Origin of the sequence: Micromonospora sp. NPDC050200 (assembly GCF_040656135.1) — a bacterium.
Lineage (GTDB): Bacteria > Actinomycetota > Actinomycetes > Mycobacteriales > Micromonosporaceae > Micromonospora.
On the sequence record NZ_JBFALG010000059.1, the window covers coordinates 12,501 to 38,449 of the forward strand.

Sequence of the window (25,949 nt, forward strand, 5' to 3'; positions counted from 1 at the left end):
CCAAACGACCGTTAAGCTGACGGGGTGGGAACCGATGAGCTGTATCCGCCCGACCGGCTCGCCGCCGCGCGCCGCGCCACCGCCGCCGCCGGCCTGGACGCGTTGCTGCTCACCCCCGGCTCCGACCTGCGCTACCTGACCGGCTACGACGCGCACGCGGGGGAGCGGCTGACCTGCCTGGTGCTCCCCGCCGAGGGCGAGCCGACCCTGATCGTCCCCATCCTGGAGCGCCCGGCCGCCGAGGCGTCCCCGGCGCCGGCCACCGGCGTACGCATCGTCGACCACGCCGACGGCACCGACCCGTACCCGCTGGTCACCGCCGCCCTCGGCGGACCGGTCGCGGCGGTCGGACTGGCCGACCGGATGTGGGCCGAGCAGGTCCTCGGGATGCGCGCCGCGCTCCCGGGGGCCACCCAGCGGCTGGCCGGGGAGGTGCTGCGCGAGCTGCGGGTGCGCAAGTCGCCGGCCGAGGTCGCCGCCCTGGCGGAGGCGGGTGCGGCGATCGACGCGGTGCACGCCCGGATGGGCGAGTGGCTGCGCCCAGGGCGCACCGAGGCGGAGGTCGCCACCGACATCGCCGCAGCGATCCGCACCGCCGGCCACGCCACCGTCGACTTCGTCATCGTCGCCGCCGGCCCGAACGGCGCCAGCCCGCACCACGGCACCTCCGACCGCCCGATCCGGGCCGGCGAACCGGTCGTCGTCGACATCGGCGGCACCATGCCCTCCGGCTACCGCTCCGACTCGACGCGCACCTACCTGGCCGGCGGCCGCGCCCCGGCCGAGTTCACCGACTACTACCAGGTGCTGCACGCGGCGCAGCGCGCCGCCGTGGCCGCGGTCCGGCCCGGTGTCACCGCCGAGGCGGTCGACGCGGCCGCCCGCGAGCCGATCACCGCCGCCGGGTACGGCGACGCCTTCCTGCACCGCACCGGCCACGGCATCGGCCTCGACGGGCACGAGGAGCCGTACGTCGTCGCCGGCAACGCCCGGCCGCTGGAGCCCGGCATGGCGTTCTCCATCGAACCCGGCATCTACCTCGCGGGCCGACACGGCGCCCGCATCGAGGACATCGTCGTCTGCACGACGGACGGCGTGCACCGGCTCAACACCGCCCCCACGGAGCTCATCGCGCTATGACTGTCGACCGGATCCTCCCCACCGACGAGGCCCACGACCTGCTCGACCTCGCCACCGAACTCGCCGACCGCGAACTCGCCCCCCGGGCCGCCGGGTTCGAGGAGCGCGCCGAGTTCCCCCGGGAGGTGCTGCGCACCCTGGGCCGGTCCGGCCTGCTCGGGCTGCCCTACCCCGAGGAGCACGGCGGCGCCGCCCAGCCGTACGAGGTCTACCTCCAGGTGCTGGAGATCCTGGCCAGCCGCTGGCTCGCCGTGGCCGAGGCGGTCAGCGTGCACACCCTGTCCTGCTACCCGGTGGCCCAGTTCGGCACCGACGCGCAGCGCAAGCTGCTGCCCGACATGATCGGCGGGGAGCTGCTCGGCGCCTACTGCCTCTCCGAGCCGCAGGGCGGCTCGGACGCCGCGTCGCTCACCACGAAGGCCGTCCGCGACGGCGACTCCTACCTGGTCACCGGCACCAAGGCGTGGATCACCCACGCCCGGGTCGCCGACTTCTACAACATCTTCTGCCGCACCGGCGGGCCCGGGCCGAAGGGCATCTCCTGCCTGCTCGCCGACCGGGACACCCCGGGCATCCTGCCACAGGCGGCCGAGCGGACGATGGGGCTGCACGCCTCCCCGGTGGCACAGATCGCCTTCGACGACGCCCGCGTGCCCGCCGACCGGCTGATCGGCGGGGAGGGGATGGGCTTCACCATCGCCATGTCCGCACTGGACTCCGGCCGGCTCGGGATCGCCGCCTGCGCGGTCGGCCTGGCCCAGGCGGCGCTGGACTACGCGGTCGGCTACGCCAAGGAACGCCAGCAGTTCGGGCGGGCCATCATCGACTTCCAGGGTCTCGGTTTCAACCTGGCCGACCTGGCAACGCAGATCTCCGCCGCCCGGGCGCTGATGCTCTCCGCCGCCCGGCTGCGCGACGCCGGCCGGCCGTACTCGATCGAGGCGGCGAAGGCGAAGCTCTTCGCCACCGACGTGGCGATGCGGGTGACCATCGACGCGGTGCAGGTGCTCGGCGGCGCCGGCTACGTCGCCGACCACCCGGTGGAGCGGTACATGCGGGAGGCGAAGGTGCTCCAGATCGTCGAGGGCACCAACCAGATCCAGCGGCTGGTCATCTCCCGGGCGCTGGCGAAAGGCCATTAGCCCGCGCCAATGCCTTTGCGCGGATCACCGTCGACCCCGACGGCATGGGGATACGCCCTGCTACGCCAGTTGCGGGCCCCGGCCGCCAAGTTGCTGGTGACGATGGCCGACGGCATGTCCGTCACGGACATGCCGTACTTCGGATGATGCGTTACACGTCGACTTCGCTTGACGGGTTACGCGATCCCCCGACTCGCTGGCTACCGACTGTGATCCCCGGTGGTCGAAGCCACGGATGCGACAACATCCGCCTCTGTCGATGTGGGTATGGCGGAGGGCCGGCGGGTCACCGCACAGGCCGAGCCCATGGGTTCGGAGTCGGTCAGGTGCACCGCGTCTGCGTGTCTGTTCGAACGGTCTACGCTTTGCCGCGGCCATCCTTCTCAGGATCGACAACGTGACGGCGGACTGTCGGCTGTCCGCCACCGAGGGAGTCTTCATGGGCCGTGTCATCGTCCAGCAGTGGATTTCAGTAGACGGGTTCCTCGCGGGCCCGAATGGAGAGGCAGACGTCTTCGCGGCGGTCGAGGACTTTTCCGCCTCGGAGGCGCACAACGTCGCGCTGCTGAGGTCCGTCGATGAGGTGTTGCTAGGTCGCCGGACTTACGGAGCAGTACGAGAACAGCTACCTGCTCTGCTACGTCCGTGGCCCCGAGGGGATCATCGTCGAGCTGGCGGAGCAGATCAAGTGACCGGTCGGTGAACGGCCCAGCGCCGGGACAAGATGACCGACGTGTCCTGCGTGCGATATTTGGTCTGACCGACGAAATTTCGGACGGCGATGTCGAGGACCCGTGACTGGCTCCGTCCCCGCGGTGAACGTGACCAACATGGGTCGCACCAGCACCGAGGAGAAACACGATGGCCAAGTACTTGCTGCTCAAGCACTACCGCGGCGCTCCGGCTGCGGTCAACGACGTGCCCATGGACCAGTGGACGCCGGAGGAGATCTCGGCGCACGTGCAGTACATGCACGACTTCGCGGCCCGGCTCGAGCGCACCGGCGAGTTCGTCGACGGTCAGGCGCTCGCCCCCGAGGGGACGTTCGTCCGGTACGACGGTGAGGGGCGGCCGCCGGTCACCGACGGCCCGTTCGCCGAGACCAAGGACCTCATCGCCGGCTGGATGGTGATCGACGTCGACAGCTACGAGCGTGCCATCGAGCTGGCGGGGGAGCTGTCGGCCGCCCCCGGGGCGGGCGGGAAGCCGATCCACGAGTGGCTCGAGCTGCGCCCGTTCTACGGCGCTCAGCCCACGATCACGGAGTGACCCCGCCGGTGGACGAGGTCCTGCTCCGGAGCCTCACGCCGAGCGTGCTCGGGATCCTCGTCCGTCGCGGAGCCGACTTCGCGGCGGCCGAGGACTCCGTGCAGGACGCGCTGGTCGAGGCGGTCCGCGTCTGGCCGGCCGACCCGCCGCGGGACCCGAAGGGCTGGCTGGTCACCGTGGCCTGGCGCAAGTTCCTCGACGCGACCCGGGCGGACGCCGCCCGCCGCCGGCGTGAGGACCTCGTCGACGAGGAGCCGGCGCCCGGGCCCGCGCCTGCGGTGGACGACACGCTCCAGCTCTACTTCCTGTGCGCCCACCCGTCGCTGACGCCGTCGTCCGCGGTCGCGCTCACGCTGCGCGCCGTCGGCGGGCTGACCACCCGCCAGATCGCCCAGGCCTACCTGGTGCCCGAGGCGACCATGGCGCAGCGCATCAGCCGGGCCAAGCGCACCGTCACCGGCGTGCGGTTCGACCAACCCGGCGACGTCGCCACCGTGCTGCGCGTCCTCTACCTGGTCTTCAACGAGGGCTACTCCGGCGACGTCGACCTCGCCGCCGAGGCCATCCGGCTCACCCGGCAGCTCGCGGCCGCGATCGACCACCCCGAAGTGGCGGGGCTGCTCGCCCTCATGCTGCTCCACCACGCCCGGCGCGCCACCCGGACCGCGCCCGACGGCAGCCTGGTGCCGCTCGCCGAGCAGGACCGAAGCCGGTGGAACACCACGTCGATCGCCGAGGGCGTCGAGATCCTGCAGGCGGCCCTCGCCCGCGACCGGCTGGGCGAGTTCCAGGCCCAGGCCGCCATCGCGGCACTGCACGCTGACGCGCCCACCGCCGAGGAGACCGACTGGGTGCAGATCGTCGAGTGGTACGACGAGCTCGCGCGCCTGACCGACAGTCCGGTCGTCCGGCTCAACCGCGCGGTGGCCGTCGGCGAGGCCGACGGACCGCGCGCCGGGCTGGCGGCGCTTGCGGCGCTGGACGACGCACTGCCCCGCCACACGGCGGTGGCGGCGTACCTCCACGAGCGCGACGGCGACCTGGCGACGGCGGCACGGCTGTACGCCGAGGCGGCCCACAAGGCACCCAACCTCGCCGAGCGCGACCACCTGACGCGCCAGGCCGCCCGGCTCAACGCCCGCCGGTGTCGCTGACGGGTCGCGCTCGGATTCTCCCGCAGCACTTGGCGCGGCCCCGTGGCCAGAGCGGTCGCCTCACAGTGAGTAGGCAGGTCGAGACTAGCTGCACGACGCGTTGCCGACGGGGAAGCTCAGCGACGACAGGCGCCCTGGAAGCGTGGTGTCTCGACAGACCCGCCCGCTGATGGTGACCCATCTGTGCGACGGTTCGGCTGCCCGAAAAGCGGCTCACCCAGGCTGATCCACGAAGAGCCGCCTTGCCACCTCCACGGCGATCACGGGACGGCAGCCTACGACCGAACCAAGGAAGATCGGATGCACGCTTCTGCCGCTGTCGGTGCCGTCGTTCATGTGTGACCGAACGCGAGGAAGCGCTCGAAGATGTGGCAGGGTGGGTCTGACGGCGGGTGCCGAGGCGGAGCCGTCCGGACCGCCAACCGAAGCCCACTCGTGCTCTGCGGCGGTCGCAGCAACGGTCAGGAGACAGCGGCCTTCACCAGCTCGACGACCTTCTTCTCCACCACGGGACTCCACTTCTGGAGCGCGTACGACACCGGCCACAGGTCCCCGTCGTCGAGGTTGGCCGCGTCCTGGAAGCCCAGGGTCGAGTACCGGTAGTTGAACTTGCCCGAGTCCTGGAAGAAGACGACGACCTTGCCGTCCGCGTTCGCGTAGGCGGGCATTCCGTACCACGTCTTTGGCGACAGATTCGGGGCGGTAGCGGTCACCGTCGCATGCACGCGCTCGGCGAGGGCACGATCTTCCGGCGCCATCTGCGCGATCCGGTCAAGGACCGCTTGCAGCTCGTCGGCCTTCTTGGCGCCCTTCTTGCCCTCGGCGCGCAGCTCGGCGGCGCGCTCCTTCATCGCGGCACGCTCCTCGGCGCTGAAGCCGTCGGACCCGGTCTTGGAATTCTTCGCGGACATTCTCGGGCTGCCTTTCGATGCTCAAGGCTCGGGCGGGATGCCGGCCGTCTGAAGGAAGGCTAGGCCTGGCGAAACGCTGGGGCTTCTCGATTCCTGATCGAATCGGCGGCCGACGGAGGCGTTTGGGGCGCTCTTCACTGAGGGACCGTCCGGATCTGCCGCTGACCGCGCGTCGCGGAGCGTAGCTGGCTGCGACCGGGCAAGGCGTCCGGACGTGCCGAGATGAGGGCGTTCGCACCCCGTCATCGCCGTCGGCTAGCCTCGGGCGGCCCACTGGAGTCCTTCGGCTACGACCCCGACGAGGCGTACGTGGAGTGGACCGGCGGCTATCTCGACTCCGAAACCGCCGTCGTGACGATCGCCGGGGAGACCGAGGACGAACAGGAGTGGTAGCGGCACCACCTGGTCGACGTACGCACGGGACAGGTACACGGGACGCTCGACACGCAGACCCATGACGCGTATGACCTTGAACCACTCGGCGATGGCTCGTGGCTCAGTACCGATCACGACGACCGACTTTGGCGCCATACCCGAGAACAGGCCGATGCTTGCTCCAGTCACTGAAGCACCCATCGCTGGACCCCCAACCACGCGGCGGACGCGGTGCGCGACCGCACGGTCCGCTGAGCGTCACGTCCGGCGGGCCGCGTGCGGCACCGGAGCGCTTTTCCAGGTAGGTTGCAGCGCGTGGAGGAGATCGACCGCGCCATCGTCGCCGCGCTGACCGCTGACGGTCGGCTGTCGTACACGGACCTGGCGGAGAAGGTGGGGCTGTCGGTGTCCGCGGTGCACCAGCGGGTCCGCCGGCTGGAGCAGCGCGGGGTGATCAACGGGTACGCCGCCCGGGTGTCCTTCGAGGCGCTGGACCTGCCGCTGACCGCGTTCGTGGCGATCCGCCCGTTCGACCCGTCGCAGCCGGACGACGCGCCGGAGCGGCTGGCCCACCTGCCGGAGATCGACTCGTGTTACTCGGTGGCGGGGGAGGACTTCTACCTGCTGCTGGTGCGGGTGGCCGGCCCGGCCGACCTGGAGCGGGTGCTCCAGGAGATCCGCACCTCGGCCAACGTCACCACCCGCACCACGGTGGTGCTCTCCACGCCGTACGAGGGGCGGCCGCCGAAGATCGACCTCGACCCCCGTGCCCGGGGGCGGTCCCGCGCCAACGGGGACGCGCCCGCCCCCTGAGCCGGGCTTTCCGGTCAGCCCAGGGCCGCCAGCCAGGCGCCGAGGGCGGCCAGTGCGGGTGGGGCGATGCCGTGACCGACCGGGTCGCGGCGGGCGGTGGCGGCGGCGTCGGACTCGCCGGTCAGGTAGTCCCAGGTGCGGTCGAGCAGGTCGCGCGGGATGACGGTGTCGTGCTCGCCCTGCGCCACGAACACGGGCAGCCCGGCGAGTCGGCCGGGCGTGGTCGGGACGCCGGCCTCGAACGGCAGCGGGCCGTACAGGATCGCCGCACCGGCGTACCGGGCCGGGTCGTCGAGCAGCAGCCCGCCGGCGAAGGCCGCCCCGCCGCTGAATCCGACCAGCACCACGGGCCGGCCGGCGGGCGCCGTCTCGTCGAGCCAGCCGCGGAACCAGTCCATCGTGGCGCGCAGCGACCCGGCCACCGGCCGGCCGATGCCCCGGTTGGCGAACCAGGCGTACCCGCCGCCCTCGGCGATCGGCGCGCGCACGGCCGCGTACGTAGGGCCGGCCGGCAGCTGTTCGGTGAGGGTGATGATCTCCCGTTCGTGCGAGCCCCGGCCGTGCAGCAGCACCACCAGTGGCGCGGCGGGGTCGGCGCTGCCGGTGGTGACGACGGCGGCGGGGGTGAAGCCCGCCCCTTCGCCCGGGTCCGTAGCGCGCATGTCCCGGCCCTCTCCTCGACGACGCTGACCAGGGCAACGATACCCGAAAGTTGAGCCCTCAACATCTTGCCCGCCGGCCCGGTCAGCCGCCGTTCCAGCGGAGGATGACCTGCCGCCCGTGCTCGTGCCCGAGCACGCTGACCGTGGCGGTGTCCAGCCGCAGCTTTCCGCCGGCGGACGGGGGCAGCCCGATCCAGCGGGCGCCGACGACCCGCAGGCTGTGCGCGTGGCCGACCAGGGCGACGCTGCCCAGGTCGAGCAGGGGAGCGATCCGGGCGAGCAGCCGGTCGACCCGCTCGCCGACCTGCTCGGGCGTCTCCCCGCCGGGGCAGCCGTCGGTCCAGATGTTCCAGTGCGGGTGCTCCTCGTGGATGTCCGCCGTGGTGCGGCCCTCGTACTCGCCGTAGTTCCACTCGACCAGGTCGTCGTCCACGCTGTCGACGGTGAGGCCGGCGAGCTGCGCGGTGCACAGGGCCCGCTTGCGGGGGCTGGCGAGCACCCGGGCGAACCGCCGGCCGACGAGCACTCCCCCGAGGGCGCGGGCCTGTCGCTCGCCGTCGGGGGTCAGCTCCAGTTCCGTGTACGAGGTGTGCCGGTGGCTGGCGCTCCAGGTGGTCTCGCCGTGCCGGACCAGGACGATCTCGGTCATGCCCCCAAGTCAACCAGCACTTGGCGTCGACGACCCGCCTATTGTCCTAGGATGCCGTACGCGGCGTGACCTGTGCGGTCAACCGCACCCTCCACCGACGAGACACGGTTTCGGGCTCCGCCAACGGGGGACGCACGGGGGAGCGGGGCGGCCGGCCCCGCGCACCGCCGGAGCAGCAGGAGGCGACATGAGCTTCACGGACAAGGCGAAGAACAAGGCCCAGCAGCTCACCGGCGTCGCGAAGGAGCGGATCGGCGACGTCACCGACAACGAGCGGATGCGGGCCGAGGGCGCCAACGAACAGAGCGCCGCCCGGGCCAGGCAGGCCGGCGAGAACGTCGAGGACGTCGGTCGCGAAGCGCGGGACAAGTTCCGCTGACCCAGCCGTGCCGAGCGGTCCCCGGGGATTCCCCCGGGGACCGCTCGGCTAGCGTGGCGGGCGTGACGGTCGCCCGGTCCCTGCTGCTGTTCGCCCTGGCCGCGCTCGCCGAGATCGGCGGGGCCTGGCTGGTCTGGCAGGGCTGGCGGGAGCACCGGGGCCTGTGGTGGATCGCGGCCGGGGTGATCGCGCTGGGCTGCTACGGCTTCGTGGCCACATTCCAGCCGGACCCGCACTTCGGCCGGATCCTCGCCGCGTACGGGGGCGTGTTCGTGGCGGGGTCGCTGGCGTGGGGGATGCTCGTGGACGGCTTCCGGCCGGACCGCTGGGACCTGGCGGGCGCGGTGATCTGCCTGCTTGGTGTCGCGGTCATCATGTACGCGCCGCGTGGTGGCTGAAGAAGAGGTCGGTGGTGTCGCGGTGGCGGAGACGCGTATCGCCCGGCACCTCTGTGGCGGGTGCCGGGCGATGGCGGGTCGGGGTCAGTCGTCGCGGTGGGCGGCCCACCACTGCTGGCCGGCCTCCGGCAGGGTGTCGATCGGGTCGTAGTAGGCGTAGCGCTTGTTGAGCGCCTCCAGGTCGGCGGACTCGATCGAGGTGCGGTAGTTCTTGGTCCAGTACGAGATGCCGCGTTCGCGGTCGTACTCGGTGAGCATGTGCACCCAGCGCTTGCCGACGAAGGGGACGTCGCAGACGATCCGCGGGGTGGCGTAGCCGGGCAGGTAGCCCATGATGTCGTGCTGGAGTTGCTGGGCGTGCCAGACCGGAACCCGCCAGTGCTCGGCGTTCGGGATCATGTCGCACATGTAGAAGTAGTACGGCAGGATGCCGGCTTCGCCCTGCAGCGCGAAGCAGAGGTCGAGCAGGTCGGGGGCGGTGGCGTTGACGCCGCGCATGAGCACGCCCTGGTTGCGGACGTCGCGGACGCCGACGTCGAGGGCGGTCTGGGCGGCCTTGGCGACCAGCGGGGTGAGTGACTGGGCGTGGTTGACGTGGGTGTGGATGGCGAGGTTGATCCCGCGGCGGGCGGCGGTGCGGGCGACCCGCTCCAGGCCCTCGACGACGTCGTGCTGGAGCCAGTGCTGGGGCAGGCCCATCAGCGCCTTGGTGGCGAGCCGGATGTCGCGGACGGTGTCCAGTTCCAGCAGCCGCATCAGGTACGACTCGAGGTTCTTCCACGGCACGTTGGCCACGTCGCCGCCGGAGACGACGACATCGCGGACGCCCGGGTGAGCCTTCAGGTAGGCGATGTGGGCGTCGTAGCGGTCGACGGGCTTGAGGGTGAGCTTGAGCTTGTCGACGGTGGGAGTGGAGTTGCCGACCAGGTCCATCCGGGTGCAGTGGCCGCAGTACTGCGGGCAGGTGGAGAGCAGTTCGGCGAGGACCTTGGTGGGGTAGCGGTGGGTGAGGCCCTCGGCGACCCACATGTCGTGCTCGTGGAGGCTGTCGCGGCTGGCGTACGGGTGTGACGGCCAGTCGGTGCGCCGGTCGGAGGCGACGGGGATCATGTAGCGCCGCACGGGGTCGGCGAGGAACGCCTCGGTGGTCATCGGGGCGAACGGGACCATGGTGTTGAGCATCTGCGGCGGCACCAGCATGGACATGGTGGCCAGGGCGCTCTGGTCGGCGGCGAGGTCGTCGTAGAAGGTCTCGTCGACTCCGTCGCCGAGGACGGTGCGCAGCTGCTTGATGTTCTTGACGCAGTTGACGCGCTGCCACTGGGCGTTCTCCCACTGCTCGCGGGTGACGTGGCGCCAGCCGGGGAAGCGGGTCCAGTCGGGTTCGACCAGGGGGCTGCGGCGGTACTCGTACGGCTGCCCGGCGGTCGGCGTGGCGACCGGGGCGTGACGGGGTTGAGGGATGGTCTCAACCGGTTGGGTCTGGGTCACGGCCCCTCCTCGGTGCGCGGTGGTGCAGATGATCGGCGGCCCGTAGGCTACTGGAAAATATCCGGTGAAGGAATTATTCTGCCGGAAGTTTTCCCGCGATGCGAGCCCTGGTCGGGGCTTCGAGCGGCTGGACAGGGGGAGGTCGGCGTGACGTCACCGGTGGGTCTGCACCGCGTTGTGGAACCGGCGGGGGTGCTGCCGCAGGCGGCGTGGCGGCTGGACGCCGACCCGCGGATCGCGCCGAACGAGGTGCGGATCCGGGTCGAGCGGCTGAACCTGGACGCGGCGAGCTTCCGGCAGCTGTCGGAGAAGCACGGCGGCGACGGGGAGCGGGTCCGCACCGAGGTGTTGGAGATCATCGCCACCCGGGGCAAGATGCAGAATCCGGTGACCGGGTCGGGCGGCATGCTGATCGGCACGGTGGAGGAGGTCGGCCGGCGCTCGCCGCTGGAGCTGAGGCCCGGCGACCGGGTGGCGACGCTGGTGTCGCTGACACTGACGCCGCTGACCGTCCTCGACGGGCTGGCGCGCTGGGACGGGCGCAGCGAGCAGGTGCCCTGCGACGGGTACGCGATCCTGTTCGCCCGGTCGATCGCCGCGGTGCTGCCGGTGGACCTGCACCCGGAGCTGTCCCTGGCGGTGCTGGACGTGTGCGGGGCGCCGGCGCTGACCGCGCGGGTGGTGGCCGGGTACGTCGAGCAGCGGCACCGTGCGGGCGATCCGACGCCGGTGAACGTGGCGGTGATCGGTGGCGCCGGCAAGAGCGGGTCGCTGTCCCTCGCGGCGGCGCGGCGGGCGGGTGCGACCCGTACCGTCGGGGTGGTGCCGGTGGCGGCGGAGCGTGACGCGCTGGCCGACGCCGGTCTGGCCTCGGTGGTCGCGCTGGCCGACGCGCGGGATCCGGTGGCGCTGTCGACGGCGGTGACGTCGGCGCTGGGGGTGCCGGCGGACGTCACGGTGGTCTGCGTGGACGTGCCCGGTTGCGAACACGGGGCGGTGCTGGCCACGGCGGACGGCGGCACGGTGATCTTCTTCTCGATGGCGACGAGTTTCGCGGCGGCGGCGTTGGGCGCGGAGGGCCTGGCGGCGGACGTGACGATGCTGGTGGGCAACGGGTACGTGCCCGGTCACGCGGAGCTGGCGTTGGGGTTGTTGCGGTCGGAGCCGGGGGTCCGCGGTCTGTTCGAGTCGCGGCTGGCGGCACACTGAGTGCCATGACGAACCCCTCGACTCTGTACCGCGGCGGGCTGCTGCACTGTCCGGCCGATCCGAGCGCGACGGCCCTGCTGGTGACCGATGGCAGGATCGCCTGGTTGGGGGCGGGCGGGGACGTGCCGACCGCCGACCGGGTGGTGGAGCTGGACGGGGCGTTGGTGACGCCGGCGTTCGTGGACGCGCACGTGCACGCCACGGACACCGGGCTGGCGTTGTCGGGGCTGGACCTGTCCGGGGTGCGGTCGGCGGCGGGGCTGCTGGACGCGGTGGCGGCGTTCGCGGCGGGGTTGCCGTCGGACGCGGTGGTGCTGGGGCACGGCTGGGACGAGTCGAACTGGCCGGTGCCGGAGCTGCCGGACGCGGCGGCGGTGGACCGGGCGGCCGGGGGCCGGCGGGTGTATCTGTCGCAGGCGTCGATCCATTCGGCGCTGGTGTCGTCGGCGTTGCTGGCGGCGTGTCCGCGGGCGGCGGAGGCGGTCGGGTACGACTCGTCGGGTTGGCTGCGCCGCGACGCCCACCACGTGGTGCGGGCGGCGGCGTTCGAGTCGGTGACGCGGCCGCAGCGGGTGGCGGCGCAGCGGGCGGCGTTGGCGCACGCGGCGTCGCTGGGTATCGCGGCGGTGCACGAGTGCGGGGGTCCGGAGATCTCCGACGAGGAGGACTTCACCGGTCTGCTGGCGCTGTCGGGGGACGGCGTGGCGGAGGTGTACGGCTACTGGGGTGAGCTGCTGGGCGCGGCGCGGGCCCGGGAGTTGGGCGCGGTGGGGGCCGGTGGTGACCTGTTCGCCGACGGGGCGTTGGGGTCGCGGACGGCGCACGTGTCGCGGGCGTACCTGGACGGCGACGGGGGTTCCTGCGGGCACGGGTACGTCTCCGCGGACGAGGTGCGTGACCACCTGCTGGACTGTGCGGCGCACGGGATGCAGGGCGGGTTCCACGCGATCGGTGACGCGGCGATCTCGACGGTGCTGGAGGGTTTCGCGGCGGCGGCGGAGAAGCTGGGCACCGAGCGGGTGCGGGCGGCCCGGCACCGGGTGGAGCACGCGGAGATCATGAACAGGCGGCTGATCGCCGGGTTCGTGGAGTACGGGATCGTGGCGAGCATGCAGCCGGCGTTCGACCGGTTGTGGGGTGGCGCGGGCCGGATGTACGAGTCGCGGCTGGGCCTGGACCGGTCGTTGGAGTCGAATCCGATGGGGGCGATGCACGCGGTCGGGGTGGCGTTGGCGTTCGGGTCGGACTCGCCGGTGACGCCGCTGGACCCGTGGGGGTCGGTGCGGGCGGCGGCGGCGCACCACAACCCGGCGCAGCGGATGAGCGGGCGGGCGGCGTTCGCGGCGCACACCCGGGGTGGTTGGCGGGCGGTGCACCTGGACAACGAGGGTGTGCTGGCGTTGGGGGCGCCGGCGACGTTCGCGGTGTGGTCGACCCCGGCGGGGGTGGAGCGGGGTCTGCCGGTGTTGCAGGCCGAGGACCCGGAGCTGCGGGGCGCGGAGGATCCGACGCCGTTGCCGGTGTGCCGGCGCACGGTGCTGCGCGGTGAGGTCATCTATGAGGAAGGGTCTGCGTGAGCGAGCGTAGCGAGCGAGTCATCGGCACGGCACAGGGCCGTCGGGGCGGCACCGGGCGCAGTGAGGTGGTGGCGTGACCGGCAAGCTTGACCTGGATCCGGTGCTGGTGGCCCGGGCGCGGGAGTTGGCGCGCCGGGCCGGGCAGCCGGTGGTGGATCTGGCGCGCAGCCACACCACGGTGTCGGTGGAGCGGGCGGTGCTGCGGCTGGCCGGGGTGACCGGCGCGGACCCGGACGGCATTCCGTGGGTGAACCGCCTCGTCGACGCGGTGGTCGCCGACGTCGGCCTGGGGCACGGGGTGGCGGTGCCGGTGTTCGACGCGCTGGCCCGGGAGGACATCACGGATGTGACGTTGCTGGCGCAGAAGGCCGCGGCGGGGTCGGTGCGGTTCGCGGCTCCGACCGGGAAGGTGGCGACCGCGGCGCGGAAGGCGTCGCGGCGGGCGGTGGGCGCGGGGGTCCGGCTGGTCGACCGGCGCCGCGCCGAGCGGGACCGGCTGGTGAAGCGGTACGGGGATCCGGCGCAGCGGCCGTGGATCTACCTGATCGTGGCCACCGGTGACATCTACGAGGACATTCCGCAGGCGCAGGCCGCGGCGCGGGCGGGCGCGGACGTGATCGCGGTGATCCGGTCGACGGGCCAGTCGCTGCTGGACTACGTGCCGGAGGGGGCGACCCGGGAGGGTTTCGCTGGCACGTACGCCACGCAGGAGAACTTCCGGCTGATGCGGGCGGCGTTGGACGAGACGTCGAAGGAGTTGGGCCGGTACGTGCGGTTGACGAACTACGCGTCGGGTCTGTGCATGCCGGAGATGGCGACCCTGGCGGGTCTGGAGCGTCTGGACATGATGCTCAACGACTCGATGTACGGGATCCTGTTCCGCGACATCAACCCGATCCGCACGTTCGTGGACCAGCGGTTCTCCCGGCAGGTGCACGCCCGGGCGGGGATCATCATCAACACGGGTGAGGACAACTACCTGACCACTGCCGACGCGGTGGACGAGGCGCACACGGTGACGGTGTCGCAGCTGCTCAACGAGTTCTTCGCGCACGAGGCCGGGTTGGCCGACTGGCAGTTGGGGTTGGGGCACGCGTTCGAGATCAACCCGGATCTGCCGGAGTCGTTCCGCCTGGAGTTGGCGCACGCGTTGCTGGCGCGGGAGTTGTTCCCGGACGCGCCGTTGAAGTGGATGCCGCCGACGAAGCACATGACCGGGGACGTGTTCCGTGGCAACCTGCTCGACGGGTTCTTCAACCTGGTGGGCACCATGACCGGGCAGGGCATCCTGCTGGTGGGGATGATGACCGAGGCGGTGGTGACGCCGTGGCTGTCGGACCGGGACATCGCCCTGCAGAACGTGCGGTATGTCCTCGGCGCGGCCGGTGGGCTGCACGAGGACTTCGTGCCGGCGCCGGGCGGGTTCATCCAGCGGCGCGCCAACCTGGTGCTGGGTGAGGCGCTGGAGCTGTTGGAGCGTATCGGTGACCAGTCGCTGTTGACGGCGATCGCCGAGGGCACGTTCGGGATCATGAAGCGGCCGGCGGACCGGGGCAAGGGTCTGGCCGGGGTGGCCGCGCACGAGGGCGACTACTACAACCCGGCCACCGAGATCCTGGAAGGGGAGGCGGCATGACCGCCGTCGAGGTCGGCGCTGCCGGCGCCGACAAGAAGATCGTCCGGCCGTACGGGGACACCACCGGTGACGGCATGGTGCAGGTGTCGTTCACGTTGCCGGTGCCGCACGACAAGCGGGCCGAGGGCGCGGCGGTGCAGTTGGCCAACAGGATGGGCATCGACCCGGCGATGCTGGTGCACGCGAAGCCGGTCGGTGACGCGTTCACCTTCTTCGTGGTGTACGGGCGGGTGAACCACCTGGTGGACCTGGCCGCGGTGCAGGTGGTCGAGCGGGACTTCCCGCTGTTGTCGGCCAAGGAGGTCAACGCGGTGGTGAAGCAGCGGTTGCGGCGCAAGCTGTCGGTGGTGGGGGCGTGCATCGGCACGGACGCGCACACCGTGGGCATCGACGCGATCCTCAACGTCAAGGGCATCGCGGGGGAGAAGGGCCTGGAGTACTACCGGGAGTTGAAGGTCACCAACCTGGGCGCGCAGGTCAGCGTGCCGGAGTTGGTGGAGGCGGCCCGGGTGGAGAAGGCCGACGCGGTGCTGGTGTCGCAGGTGGTGACGCAGCGCGACGCGCACCTGCACAACACGCGGGAGATGTCCGCGGCGTTCCGGGAGGCGATGCCGGCCGGGAGGCGGCCGCTGCTGATCGTGGGCGGGCCGCGGTTCGACGAGACGATGACCGGCGAGTTGGGCGTGGACCGGATCTTCGGCCGGGGGACCACCCCGGGTGAGGTGGCCAGCTACCTGGTGCACGCGCTGATCACGAACAAGAAGGCGAAGGCATGAGTGATTCCCGGGTCGGGCTGACCGTCACCCACCGGCGGTACGTGCCGTACTCGCACGCCCACTATGCGGGGAACCTGGTCGACGGGGCGTACGCGTTGGGGTTGTTCGGGGACGTGGCGACGGAGGTGTGCATCCGCACCGACGGCGACGAGGGGTTGTTCGCGTCGTACTCGGATGTGCAGTTCCGCAGCGCGATGAAGGCGGGGGACGTGCTGGAGGTGGTGGCGACGGTGACCCGGGTGGGCACCCGCAGCCGCACCATCGACTTCGAGGCCAGGGTGGTGTGCCGGGGCCGCCCGGACCGGTCGGAGTCGGCGGCGGAGGTGCTGGAGACGCCGATCGTGGCGGTCACCGCGACCGGCACCGTGGTCGTCCCGCCGTCGGCGTGAGTCTCGCCGTCTGCGCCGACGTCGGGTCCACGTACACGAAGGTCGCGGTGGTGGACCTCGACGGTGCCGGGCTGGTCGCGGCGGCGTCGGCGCCGACCACGGTCGGCACGGACGTGCTGCACGGCCTGGAGGCCGCCGTCGGCGCGGCCACCGCCGGGCTCGGGGTCCGCGATCTGCCCTGGTACGTCTGCTCGTCCGCCGGCGGTGGGCTGCGCTTGGCCGTGGTCGGCTATGAGCCCCTGGTGACCGCGCAGGCGGGCCGCCGGGTGGGCTTGTCGGCGGGCGCGAACGTGGTGCACGTGGCCGCGGGCCGGCTCGGCGCGACGGACCTGACGGCGCTGCGGGCGGCCCGCCCGGACGTGGTGCTGCTGGTCGGCGGCACCGACGGCGGGGACGCCGACACGTTGACCCACAACGCGACCCGGTTGGCGAAGGCCCGCTGGCGGGTGCCGGTGGTGCTGGCCGGCAACGTCGCGGTCCGCGACGGGTTGTCCGCGCTGCTGGCCGGGGCGGGGGTGCCGGTGACGGTGGCGGACAACGTGCTGCCGCGCATCGGGGTGCTGGCTCCGGCGTCGGCGCGGGCGGGGATCCGGGAGGTGTTCCTGCGGCACGTCATCGGCGGCAAGCGGCTGTCCCGGGGGACCCGGTTCGCGCGGCTGGTGCGGGCGGCCACCCCGGACGCGGTGCTGACCGGGGTGGAGGTGCTCGCCGACACCCTGGGCGGGGACCTGGCGGTGGTGGACGTCGGCGGGGCCACCACCGACGTGTACTCGGTGCTCACGCCCGACGAGCGGGCCGACGGGCCCGGCCGGGAGGTCGCCGGGACGTTGTGGCGGGCCCGCACCGTCGAGGGGGACCTGGGCATGCGGTGGAGCGCGCCCGGGGTGGTCCGCGCGGCCGCCGAGGAACGCCTGCTCGCCCCGGCGGAGCAGGACGCGTTGGCGGCGGCGGCGGCGGTGCGCGCCGCCGATCCGGGGTTCCTGGCCGGCTCGGACGCCGAGCGGGTCGCCGACCGGCGGATCGCGGCGCTGGCCGCGACGGTGGCGCTGCGCCGGCACGCCCGGGGCGCGGCCACCGGGGAGCGCGCCGGCCGGGACCTGCGGGACGTGCGGCTGATGGTGGGTTCCGGTGGTGTGCTGCGTCACGCGCCCGCCGCGGACGCCGCCGGGGTGCTCGCCGCGGTGCTGGCCGACCACGCCGGCGGGTGGCCGCTGCCGCGGGAGGCCCGCGCGGTGGTCGATGTGGACTACGTGCTGGCCGCCGGTGGTCTGCTCGCCGGAGATCATCCGGGGGCGGCGCGCGGGTTGCTGCGTCGGCATCTCGGCACGGATTGAGACGCGCCGACGCGACACGCCGTGGCGCAACACACGACTGGCCGGGGGTGGGTTGACAGCGGCGGGGGTGCAAGCCGTACCGTCTTTGAGTCCTACTACGGGAAGCGGCTGTTGTTCGCTTCGTCCCTTCGTCCGCTGGCCGAGCGACACGGTGCAACTCGTCGCGGCGGCCAGGTCCAGCGGGCGGGGGTCGGCGGGGCGGCGCGAACCGGCCGCGGTTACCGGTGTACGGGCAGGGTGGGAGGCACGGCCAGTAGACAACGGCCCGGCGGGGGCAGCCAGTCCGCGTCAGGTCGGTCCGAAGGTCGGCGCACCTCACTCTCGCCCCACCGGCCGGGGAGGGCCTGGGAGCATCGGGGCGCGGCGTATGCCGCGCCCCGATTTGTTTCAGACGTCCCGGGCGTACGACTCCAGCAGGTCGGCCAGCCGGTGTGGTTGGCTCAGCGCCAGCAGGTGCCCGCCGGGCAGTTCGTCGGGCCGCACGCCGAGGCGCTCGGCGGCCAGGTGGCGCTGGAAGTCGGCGGGGAAGAACCGGTCGTCGTGGCCGGTCACCATCCGGGTCGGCACGTCCGGCCAGCGGCGCAGCGGGTTCGCCCGGACGAACACCGCTTCCGACTCCTGTTCACCCGCGCCGTCGAGCATCCGGGCGGTCACCCCTGCGGGCACGTCGTGGAAGAAGTCCACCGTCAGGTCGACGCCGGCGTCCGGGTCGCGGCCCTGGGCGGCGGCGTACGCGGCGCGGGCCGGGCCGTGGCCGGTGGCCGCCCACCAGTCGCCGGCCGTCTCCCCCGGCGCGGGGATCATCGGGTTGACCAGCACCAGCAGCCGCACCGCCGGATGGTCGGCGACCAGCGGGGCGGTGAACGCGCCGAGGGACTGGGCCACCAGCACCACCCGCGGGTGTGGGTCGACTGCGGCGCGGACCACGGCGGCGTACTCGGGCAGGGCGGCGTCCGGGTCGGCGGCGGGCAACTGGAGCGCCACCGCCTCCCGGCCGCGCCGGCGCAGCTCGGCGACCAGCAGGTGCCAGTAGTCGGCGCTGCCGCCGGCGCCGGGGATCAGCACGTAGGTCACGGTCACGGGCTCCGTCATGCCGTTCACCGTGCCAGCCGGGTACGACGGAAACCCCTCCGGGCCCGGCTGGCGGCAGGTTCCGGCGCCGGCCGGGTAGCCTTCGGCCGTGATCGTGGTGAGGTGCCGGTGACGACGCTCGACCGGGATGAGACCGGTGCCACCGAGGTGGCAGGCCGCGCGGACACCCCGCGCGCGCTGCCGCTGCGGCTGGCCGTGCCCGTTGCTGTGCTCGCCGGGCTGGCGATGCTGCTGGCGTTCCCCCCGTACGGGGTGTGGCCGCTGGCTCCGGTGGGGGTGGCGCTGCTGGGCGCGGCGGCGCACCGGCGGCGGTTGCGCACCGGCGCCGGCCTGGGGTTCCTGACCGGGGTGGCGCTGTTCGCGCCGATGCTGGAGTGGACCAACCTGCACACCGGCTACCTGCCGTGGCTGCTGCTGTCGCTGCTGCAGGCCGGCTACCTGGCGCTGCTCGGCGCCGCCACCGCGTGGGTGTCCCCGCTGGTCGACCGGCGCCGCTGGGCGTGGCCGGTGGTGACCGGGCTGCTGTGGGTGGCGCAGGAGGCGCTGCGCGACCGCACCCCGTTCGGCGGGTTCCCGTGGGGGCGGCTGGCGTTCAGCCAGGACACCTCCCCACTGCTGCGGCTGGCCTGGCTCGGCGGCGCGCCACTGGTGACGTTCGCGGTGGCGCTGACCGGTGGGCTGCTCCTCGCGGGCGCGTGGCGGCGCTGGCCCGGGCGCGACCGGGGCGGCTGGGCGCCGGTGGCGCTGCTGGTGGCGCTGGCCCTCGCCGTCACCGGCGGGGCGTTGCTGGTGCCCGCTGGCGCGGCCGGCACCGGCCGGACGGTCACCGTCGCGGTCGTGCAGGGCAACGTGCCCCGGCTCGGGCTGGACTTCAACGCCCAACGCCAGGCGGTGCTCGACAACCACGTCGACGCCACCCTCGACCTGGCGGCCCGGGTCGACGCCGGCGCGCAGCCCCGCCCCGACCTGGTGGTGTGGCCGGAGAACTCCTCCGACATCGACCCGCTGCGCAACGCCTCCGCCGGGGCGCGCATCTCCCAGGCCGCCGACGCGATCGGCGCGCCGATCCTGGTCGGCGCGGTGCTGCTCGGCCCCGGGCAGGGGCAGGTACGCAACGCGGGCATCCTGTGGCGGCCGGGCACCGGGTCGGACATGTCCCAGCTGTACACCAAACGGCACCCCGTCCCGTTCGCCGAGTACGTGCCGCTGCGCGACATCGCCCGGATGGTCAGCAAGCAGGTCGACCTCGTGCGCAACGACTTCGTCCCCGGTGACACGCCCGGGGTGGTGCGGTCCGGGCCAGCGGTGCTCGGCGACGTGATCTGCTTCGAGGTCGCCTACGACGGGCTGGTCCGGGACACCGTCGACGGCGGGGCGCAGCTGCTGGTGGTGCAGACCAACAACGCCACCTTCGACGTCGCCGAGGCCCGCCAGCAGTTGGCCATGGTGCGGCTGCGCGCCGTCGAGCACGGCCGCGGCGCGTTGATGGCCTCCACGGTCGGGGTGTCCGGGTTCGTGACCCCCGCCGGGCGGGTAAGCGGCGCCACCGGGTTCAACACCCGCGCGGTGGTGGTGCGTCAGATGACGCTCGCCGACGGGCGTACCCCGGCCACCCGGGCCGGGGTGTGGCCGGAGGTGGCCCTGGCCGGCCTCGCGGTGGCGGTCCTGGTGGCCGCCGGCGGGCTGCGTCACGTACGCCGCCGGGACGTCGACGCCGGCCGGTGACGCCGGGGGCAGATGCGGAGGGTGCGGTGAGCGAGCCAGTGCAGGTGGGCCACCCCGGGGTGGGACGGGTGCTGGTGGTGATCCCCACCTACAACGAGGCCGAGAACCTCACCGACGTCGTCGCCCGGGTCCGGGAGGCCGCGCCGGCGGTGGACATCCTGGTCGCCGACGACAACAGCCCCGACGGCACCGGTGCCCTTGCCGACGCGATGGCCGGCACCGACCCGCACGTCAACGTGCTGCACCGTCCCGGCAAGGAGGGCCTCGGCGCGGCGTACCTGGCCGGGTTCGCCTGGGCGCGCCGGCGCGGCTACGACGCGGTGGTGGAGATGGACGCCGACGGCTCGCACGCCCCGGAGGACCTGCCCGCCATGCTGGCCGCCGCCCGCGACGCCGACGTGGTGATCGGCTCCCGGTGGACCCGCGGGGCGAAAGTGCTGAACTGGCCGCTGCGCCGGCTGCTGCTGTCCCGCTGCGGCAACCTGTACGCGCGGCTGGCGCTGGGCATGCCGGTCTCCGACGCCACCGGCGGCTACCGGGTGTACCGGTCGGCGGCGCTGACCGCGATGGAGTTGGAGTCGGTCCGTTCGCAGGGCTACTCGTTCCAGGTGGAGCTGTCGCGGCTGGCGCACCGGGCGGGGGTGCGGATCGTGGAGGTGCCGATCACATTCGCCGAGCGGGAACGCGGCGCGAGCAAGATGAGCCCGCTGATCGTGGCCGAGGCGCTGTGGCGGATCACCACGTGGGGGCTGCGGGACCGGCGGGCGGCGGCGCGGCCCGGCCGGCGGGTCGCGGGCCGGTGGCCGTGACGCGTCGGCGTGTCATGCTGGAGGGGCGGGGTTTCCGCCCCGTGCCCCGGTTGACGACCGGGCGCCGCGCGACGCGGATGAGGTGAGATGCGCCGTTACCTGAGGTTCGTGCCGCCGGCCCTGCTGCTGGCGGTGGTGCTGGAGCTGGCGGTCTTCGTCGGGGTGGGCCGGGTGATCGGGTTCGGCTCGGCGGTGTTGCTGGTGTTCGCGGCGTCCCTGCTCGGGTTGGTGCTGCTGCGCCGGGAGGGGATGCGCGCCTGGCGGGGGTTCCGCTCGTCGGTGGAGGCCCGGCAGCCGCCGGGGCGGCAGGTGACCGACGGTCTGGTGGGGTTGCTCGGCGCGCTGCTGCTGGCCACCCCGGGGCTGGTCAGTGGCCTGGTGGGTCTGGCGCTGCTGGTGCCGCCGGTGCGCCGGCTGGCCCGCGCCGGGGTGCAACGTGCCGCCGAGCGCCGGGTGTCGTCGATGGTCGCCGGTGACCTGTTCGGGCCGCGGAAGGTGCGGGTGCGCCGGGGCGCCAGCCGGCCGGCGTCGGAGCCGACCGTGGACGGGCAGGTCGTCGACGCCGAGCCCCAGGTGGTCGACGGTGGCCGGGCCATCGAGGGCGAGATCGTCGAGCCGCGTCGGCCCTGACGTACACACGACGGCGCCCCCGGGAAGATTCCCGGGGGCGCCGTCGTCGTGGTGCGGGGCCGGTCAGGCGCGGCCGCGGCGGGTGCGGACCTCCTGCAGCCGCTCGGCGAGGATGTCCTCCAGTTCGGCGATGGAGCGGCGCTCCAGCAGCATGTCCCAGTGGGTACGCGGCGGCTTGGCCTTCTTCTGCTCCGGCTCGGTGCCGTCGACCAGCCGGGCGACGCTGCCGTCGAACTTGCACTCCCAGGTCGTGGGGACCTCGGCGTCGACGGCGAACGGCACCTCGAACTGGTGGCCCTTGGCGCACAGGTACTCGCGGGTCTGACGCGGCGCGAGCTCCGTGTTGCGGTCGGATTCGTAGCTGACCGCGCCCAGCCGGCTACCGCGCAGCATACGCTCGCCCATGATCGACTTCCCCTCATTCGTGGTGCTGGTCTTCTCGGTGTAACGGCCCGTCGCCGCCGCGGCATTCCCGCCCGGCTGGCTGATCCGGCCCGGTGGCCCCCGCAAGGGTAACCGGCCATGAGCGGGACCCGGCGGGGTCGTCCCCGGCCGGGTCGGATCGGTGGAGTGTTTCGGCGCTCACCGGGCATGTTAGCGCCTCAGGTGTGCCGGAGGTGACGATGACCAGTGACGCGCCGGTCGATGCCCGACCGCCCGGTGGGAGGACCTTCTTCGGTCACCCGCGAGCGCTGTCGACCCTGTTCCTCACCGAGATGTGGGAGCGGTTCAGCTTCTACGGCATGCGCGCGATCCTCGTGCTGTACCTGACCGCCGCGGTCGCCGAGGACGGCCTGGGCATGCGGGAGTCCACCGCCAACGCCGTGTACGGCACCTACAACGCGATGGTCTACCTGATGGCGCTGCCCGGCGGGTGGGTCGCCGACCGGCTGATCGGGGCCCGCCGCAGCGTGCTGTGGGGCGGCGTGGTCATCGCCGCCGGGCACTACGTGATGGCGATCCCCGTCCGGTGGAGCGTCTTCGCCGGCATGACCCTGATCGTGCTCGGCACCGGACTGCTCAAACCCAACATCTCGACCATGGTCGGCGGGCTGTACGACCGCGACTCACCCCGCCGCGACGCCGGGTTCTCCATCTTCTACATGGGCATCAACCTGGGCGGGTTCCTGGCCCCGCTGGTCACCGGCTTCCTCGGCGAGAAGATCAACTGGCATCTGGGGTTCGGGGCCGCCGCGATCGGCATGACCTTCGGCGTGCTGCAGTACGTCCTGGGCCGGCGCAACCTCGGCAACGCCGGCGACCGCCCCGCCGACCCACTGCTGGGCGCCGACCGCCGCCGCGCACTGACCCGCGCCGGCCTCGGCGTGCTGGTGCTGCTGCTGGTGCTCGCCGCGCTGGCCGTGGCCGGGCTGTTCACCGTCAACACCGTGGTCAACGCGCTCACCGTCGCCACCGTCGTGATCACCGTCGGCTACTTCGCGCGGATCATCACCGACCGGGAGCTCAGCGGCACCGAACGCAGCCGGATGAAGGCGTACCTGTGGCTGTTCGTCTTCGCCGCCGCCTTCTGGCTGATCTACGACCAGGCCGGGTCGGTGCTGAACATCTTCGCCGCCGACCGGACCGACCGGGACGTGTTCGGCTTCACCTTCCCCGCCTCCTGGCTCCAGTCGGTCAACCCGGTCCTGATCATCATCGGGGCGCCGCTGTTCGCCTGGCTCTGGCTGCGCCTGGGCCACCGGGTCTCCACGCCGGTGAAGTTCGCCGTCGGCCTGGTCCTCAACGGCCTGTCGTTCGTGCTGATGGCCGCCGCCGCGCGGGCCGCCGTCGGCGGGGACCTGGTTTCCCCGTGGTGGCTGGTCGCCGTGTACGCCATCCAGGTCGCCGGTGAGCTGTCACTGAGCCCGGTCGGCCTGTCCGCCACCACCAAGCTCGCCCCGGTCAAGTACGCCAGCCAGATGATGGGCCTGTGGTTCCTCGCCACCGCCGTCGGCGACGCCATCGGTGGGCAGGTCGCCCGGCTCGCCGAGACCTGGCCCGAACCGACCTACTTCCTCACCTTCGGGCTGGCGTCGGTCGCCCTCGGCCTCGGCGCGGTGATGTTCACCCGGCACATCTCCCGGCTGATGGCCGGCATCCACTGAGCCCCGAACCGGGCGGCCCACCGGCGGCGACACCCGGGCGGCGGCGGTCGGGGCCGCCCGGGCGTCGCGCGGTGGGGATAGCATCCGCGCCATGGCCCGCACGACGATCCACCCCGGCGCCTGCCCGCTGGACTGCCCGGACACCTGCACCTGGCAGCTCACCGTCACCGACGGCCGGGCCGTCGCGCTGCGTGGCGACCGGGACCACCCGTTCACCCGGGGCGCGCTGTGCGGCAAGGTCAACCGCTACCTCGACGCGGTCAACGGACCCGACCGGCTCACCCGGCCGCTGGTGCGGGTCGGGCCCAAGGGCGCCGGGCCGGTGTCGTACCGGCCGGCGAGCTGGGACGAGGCACTCGGGCGGGTCGCGGCGGGGCTGCGCACCAGCATCGACCGCGACGGGCCGCAGGCGATCCTGCCGTACTACTTCGCCGGCACCATGGGCCTGGTGCAGGGCTGGACGATGGGGCCGCGGCTCTTCGCCCACCTCGGCGCGTCGCGGCTGCGCACCACGATCTGCACCGCCGCCGCCCGCGCCGCCCTCCAGTCGGTCTACGGCGGGTCGGTCGGCTTCGAACCGGAGTCCGTCGTGGACGCGAAGCTGATCGTGCTGTGGGGCGCCAACCTGCTCTCCACGAACCTGCACCACTGGCCGTTCGTGCAGGAGGCGCAGCGGCGCGGCGCGTACGTGGTGACCGTCGACCCGCTGCGCACCGACACCGCCGCCCGCAGCGACGAGCACGTCGCGCCGCTGCCCGGCACCGACGCCGCCCTCGCGCTGGGGTTGATGCGCCACGTCCGGGACTCCGGCGGCGTCGACCGGGAGTGGCTGGCCGCGCACACCGTCGGCTGGGAGCGCCTCGACGCCCGCCTCGACGAGTGGCCGGTGGACCGGGCCGCCGCCGAGTGCGGGCTCGACGTCGACGTGGTCCGCCGCCTCGGTGAGCGGATCGCCACCACCCGGCCCACCGCCATCCGGGTCGGGCTGGGCCTGCAACGGCATGCCGGCGCCGGACAGGCCGTCCGGGCGATCGCGGCGATCCCGCTGCTCACCGGGGACTTCCGGTACCCGGGCGGCGGGGCGCTGTGCACGACCTCCGGGCACCACCGGATCGGCCCCGACCGGGTGGCCCGGCCGCCGGACCTGCCCGCCCCGCCGGCCCGGTCGATCAACATGAGCCGCCTCGCCGCCGCGCTGACCGGCGAGGCCGACCCGCCGGTCACGTCGCTGGTGGTGTTCGACGCCAATCCGGCCGCCACCGCCCCCGACCAGAACCGGCTGCGCGACGGGCTGCGCCGGGCCGACCTGTTCACCGTGGTGCTGGAACAGCGCTGGACGGACACCTGCGACTGGGCCGACGTGGTGCTGCCGGCCACCATGCAGCCCGAACACCTCGACCTGCACACCTCCTACGGCCACCACTACGCGACGCTGAACCTGCCGGCGGTCACCCCGCCGGGGGAGGCGCTGCCGAACACGGAGATCTTCCGCCGCATCGCCGCCGCCCTCGGCCTGACCCATCCCCGGCTGCGTGACAGCGACGAGGAACTGGCCCGCCAACTGCTCGACGGCACCGGGGTCAGCTTCGAGGAGCTGCGCGAGCACACGTACGCGCGGGACACCGGCGTCGACGTCGGCGCCGCCCCGTACGCCAAGGGTGGCTTCCCCACCCGCGACGGGCGGGCCCGGTTCCACGACCCGCAGCTCACCGGGCAGGGCGTCGACCCGCTGATCGGCTACACCCCGCCGGTGGAGGCCGCCGACCCGACGCTGGCGCGGCGGTTCCCGCTGGCGCTGATCTCCCCGGCCGGCCGGTTCCTGATGAACTCCACCTTCGCCTCGCTGCCCTGGCACCTCGACCGCGCCGGCCCGCCCCGCATCCACCTGCACCCCGACGACGCGGCCGCCCGGGGTCTGGCCGACGGCGACGCGGCGCGGGTGCACAACGACCGGGGCGCGTTCCTGGCCACCGTCGCCGTGGACGACGCCACCCGGCCGGGGCTGGCGTTCACCTACAAGGCGTACTGGGCGCGGCTGAGCCCCGGCGGCAGCACCGTCAACGCCGTCACCGCGGTCCGCGACACCGACCTGGGTGGCGGGCCGACCTTCCACGACACCCGGGTGCAGGTCGAGGGCGTACCGGCCGAGCTGCTGGGCGCCGGTCAGCCCGCCTGAGGCGGCGTGCCGAGCCGGGCCAGCGCGGCGGCCAGGTCGCTGACCTGGTCGGCGAGCTGCGCCGCCCGCCGTTGGGCGGCGTCCCGGTCGGCCTCGGCGGCGCGCAGC

The 25,949-nt window shown here is 73.2% G+C and carries 26 protein-coding genes; 20 read left to right on the forward strand and 6 right to left on the reverse strand.

The window, feature by feature from the left end:
* Positions 1 to 24: 24 nt before the first annotated feature.
* The 5 genes from AB0I41_RS28260 (at position 25) to AB0I41_RS28280 (ending at position 4,705) form a co-directional block, all read left to right on the forward strand.
* Positions 25 to 1,140, forward strand: coding sequence for a Xaa-Pro peptidase family protein (locus AB0I41_RS28260; protein ID WP_357113588.1), 1,116 nt, complete (start codon positions 25 to 27; stop codon positions 1,138 to 1,140).
* Positions 1,137 to 2,282: an acyl-CoA dehydrogenase family protein gene (locus AB0I41_RS28265; protein ID WP_357113590.1), complete on the forward strand. Its 1,146-nt coding sequence runs from the start codon at positions 1,137 to 1,139 to the stop codon at positions 2,280 to 2,282. Before AB0I41_RS28260 ends, AB0I41_RS28265 begins: the two co-directional genes overlap by 4 nt.
* A gap of 9 nt (positions 2,283 to 2,291) precedes the next feature.
* Positions 2,292 to 2,429 carry a hypothetical protein gene (locus AB0I41_RS28270; protein WP_357113592.1) on the forward strand — a complete coding sequence of 46 codons (138 nt, stop codon included), beginning with the start codon at positions 2,292 to 2,294 and terminating at the stop codon, positions 2,427 to 2,429.
* A 714-nt stretch (positions 2,430 to 3,143) separates the two neighbouring features.
* On the forward strand, positions 3,144 to 3,551 hold the full coding sequence (locus AB0I41_RS28275; RefSeq protein ID WP_357113594.1) for a YciI family protein: 408 nt from the start codon (positions 3,144 to 3,146) through the stop codon (positions 3,549 to 3,551).
* A gap of 8 nt (positions 3,552 to 3,559) precedes the next feature.
* Positions 3,560 to 4,705 carry a DUF6596 domain-containing protein gene (locus tag AB0I41_RS28280; protein WP_357113629.1) on the forward strand — a complete coding sequence of 382 codons (1,146 nt, stop codon included), beginning with the start codon at positions 3,560 to 3,562 and terminating at the stop codon, positions 4,703 to 4,705.
* A 461-nt stretch (positions 4,706 to 5,166) separates the two neighbouring features.
* Here AB0I41_RS28280 and AB0I41_RS28285 read toward each other — a convergent pair whose 3' ends face one another.
* Positions 5,167 to 5,616 carry a hypothetical protein gene (locus AB0I41_RS28285; protein WP_357113596.1) on the reverse strand — a complete coding sequence of 150 codons (450 nt, stop codon included), beginning with the start codon at positions 5,614 to 5,616 and terminating at the stop codon, positions 5,167 to 5,169.
* A 222-nt stretch (positions 5,617 to 5,838) separates the two neighbouring features.
* Here AB0I41_RS28285 and AB0I41_RS28290 point away from each other — a divergent pair, with 222 nt between their 5' ends.
* Both AB0I41_RS28290 and AB0I41_RS28295 read left to right on the forward strand, forming a co-directional pair.
* Entirely contained in the window at positions 5,839 to 6,009 is a 171-nt protein-coding gene (locus AB0I41_RS28290) for a hypothetical protein (protein WP_357113598.1), read from the forward strand.
* Positions 6,010 to 6,306: 297 nt separating this feature from the next.
* A complete protein-coding gene (locus AB0I41_RS28295; RefSeq protein ID WP_357113600.1) occupies positions 6,307 to 6,804 on the forward strand; it encodes an Lrp/AsnC family transcriptional regulator in 498 nt (165 codons plus the stop codon).
* Between the two features lie 14 nt (positions 6,805 to 6,818).
* Here AB0I41_RS28295 and AB0I41_RS28300 read toward each other — a convergent pair whose 3' ends face one another.
* Both AB0I41_RS28300 and AB0I41_RS28305 read right to left on the reverse strand, forming a co-directional pair.
* A complete protein-coding gene (locus AB0I41_RS28300; RefSeq protein ID WP_357113601.1) occupies positions 6,819 to 7,466 on the reverse strand; it encodes a hypothetical protein in 648 nt (215 codons plus the stop codon).
* Between the two features lie 82 nt (positions 7,467 to 7,548).
* Positions 7,549 to 8,115 (reverse strand): histidine phosphatase family protein, encoded by a 567-nt coding sequence (locus AB0I41_RS28305; protein ID WP_357113604.1) that lies wholly within the window; start codon positions 8,113 to 8,115, stop codon positions 7,549 to 7,551.
* A 187-nt stretch (positions 8,116 to 8,302) separates the two neighbouring features.
* Between AB0I41_RS28305 and AB0I41_RS28310 the strand changes: the two genes are divergently transcribed.
* On the forward strand, positions 8,303 to 8,494 hold the full coding sequence (locus AB0I41_RS28310; protein ID WP_357113606.1) for a CsbD family protein: 192 nt from the start codon (positions 8,303 to 8,305) through the stop codon (positions 8,492 to 8,494).
* Positions 8,495 to 8,556: 62 nt separating this feature from the next.
* Positions 8,557 to 8,892, forward strand: coding sequence for a YnfA family protein (locus AB0I41_RS28315; RefSeq protein ID WP_357113608.1), 336 nt, complete (start codon positions 8,557 to 8,559; stop codon positions 8,890 to 8,892).
* 84 nt (positions 8,893 to 8,976) lie between these two features.
* Here AB0I41_RS28315 and AB0I41_RS28320 read toward each other — a convergent pair whose 3' ends face one another.
* Positions 8,977 to 10,383 carry a lysine 2,3-aminomutase gene (locus AB0I41_RS28320; protein WP_357113609.1) on the reverse strand — a complete coding sequence of 469 codons (1,407 nt, stop codon included), beginning with the start codon at positions 10,381 to 10,383 and terminating at the stop codon, positions 8,977 to 8,979.
* 159 nt (positions 10,384 to 10,542) lie between these two features.
* Here AB0I41_RS28320 and AB0I41_RS28325 point away from each other — a divergent pair, with 159 nt between their 5' ends.
* From AB0I41_RS28325 to AB0I41_RS28350, 6 genes are all read left to right on the forward strand, one after another.
* Positions 10,543 to 11,592: a zinc-binding alcohol dehydrogenase gene (locus tag AB0I41_RS28325; RefSeq protein ID WP_357113631.1), complete on the forward strand. Its 1,050-nt coding sequence runs from the start codon at positions 10,543 to 10,545 to the stop codon at positions 11,590 to 11,592.
* A 5-nt stretch (positions 11,593 to 11,597) separates the two neighbouring features.
* Complete coding sequence (locus tag AB0I41_RS28330) at positions 11,598 to 13,169, forward strand: amidohydrolase family protein (protein WP_357113611.1); 1,572 nt, start codon at positions 11,598 to 11,600, stop codon at positions 13,167 to 13,169.
* 73 nt (positions 13,170 to 13,242) lie between these two features.
* Entirely contained in the window at positions 13,243 to 14,805 is a 1,563-nt protein-coding gene (locus tag AB0I41_RS28335) for a lysine 5,6-aminomutase subunit alpha (protein ID WP_357113613.1), read from the forward strand.
* Positions 14,802 to 15,581, forward strand: coding sequence for an OAM dimerization domain-containing protein (locus tag AB0I41_RS28340; RefSeq protein WP_357113615.1), 780 nt, complete (start codon positions 14,802 to 14,804; stop codon positions 15,579 to 15,581). Before AB0I41_RS28335 ends, AB0I41_RS28340 begins: the two co-directional genes overlap by 4 nt.
* Positions 15,578 to 15,970 (forward strand): hotdog domain-containing protein, encoded by a 393-nt coding sequence (locus AB0I41_RS28345; protein ID WP_357113617.1) that lies wholly within the window; start codon positions 15,578 to 15,580, stop codon positions 15,968 to 15,970. The genes AB0I41_RS28340 and AB0I41_RS28345 overlap by 4 nt, the downstream gene beginning before the upstream one ends.
* On the forward strand, positions 15,967 to 17,304 hold the full coding sequence (locus tag AB0I41_RS28350) for a glutamate mutase L (RefSeq protein WP_357113619.1): 1,338 nt from the start codon (positions 15,967 to 15,969) through the stop codon (positions 17,302 to 17,304). Before AB0I41_RS28345 ends, AB0I41_RS28350 begins: the two co-directional genes overlap by 4 nt.
* Before the next feature lie 387 nt (positions 17,305 to 17,691).
* Here AB0I41_RS28350 and AB0I41_RS28355 read toward each other — a convergent pair whose 3' ends face one another.
* A complete protein-coding gene (locus AB0I41_RS28355) occupies positions 17,692 to 18,396 on the reverse strand; it encodes an alpha/beta hydrolase (protein ID WP_357113621.1) in 705 nt (234 codons plus the stop codon).
* Between the two features lie 147 nt (positions 18,397 to 18,543).
* On the opposite strand from AB0I41_RS28355, the gene lnt reads away from it, so the two are divergent.
* From lnt to AB0I41_RS28370, 3 genes are all read left to right on the forward strand, one after another.
* Positions 18,544 to 20,121, forward strand: a complete 1,578-nt coding sequence (gene lnt / locus AB0I41_RS28360) for an apolipoprotein N-acyltransferase (RefSeq protein ID WP_357113633.1) — start codon at positions 18,544 to 18,546, stop codon at positions 20,119 to 20,121.
* Between the two features lie 26 nt (positions 20,122 to 20,147).
* Positions 20,148 to 20,930 carry a polyprenol monophosphomannose synthase gene (locus AB0I41_RS28365; protein WP_357113623.1) on the forward strand — a complete coding sequence of 261 codons (783 nt, stop codon included), beginning with the start codon at positions 20,148 to 20,150 and terminating at the stop codon, positions 20,928 to 20,930.
* 87 nt (positions 20,931 to 21,017) lie between these two features.
* On the forward strand, positions 21,018 to 21,560 hold the full coding sequence (locus AB0I41_RS28370; protein ID WP_357113625.1) for an FxsA family protein: 543 nt from the start codon (positions 21,018 to 21,020) through the stop codon (positions 21,558 to 21,560).
* 63 nt (positions 21,561 to 21,623) lie between these two features.
* Here the strand turns inward: AB0I41_RS28370 and AB0I41_RS28375 are convergent, their stop codons facing one another.
* Entirely contained in the window at positions 21,624 to 21,965 is a 342-nt protein-coding gene (locus AB0I41_RS28375; protein WP_007070998.1) for an RNA polymerase-binding protein RbpA, read from the reverse strand.
* Between the two features lie 218 nt (positions 21,966 to 22,183).
* Between AB0I41_RS28375 and AB0I41_RS28380 the strand changes: the two genes are divergently transcribed.
* Entirely contained in the window at positions 22,184 to 23,665 is a 1,482-nt protein-coding gene (locus tag AB0I41_RS28380; protein WP_357113635.1) for a peptide MFS transporter, read from the forward strand.
* A 91-nt stretch (positions 23,666 to 23,756) separates the two neighbouring features.
* On the forward strand, positions 23,757 to 25,841 hold the full coding sequence (locus AB0I41_RS28385) for a molybdopterin-dependent oxidoreductase (protein WP_357113627.1): 2,085 nt from the start codon (positions 23,757 to 23,759) through the stop codon (positions 25,839 to 25,841).
* Positions 25,842 to 25,949: the final 108 nt, after the last annotated feature.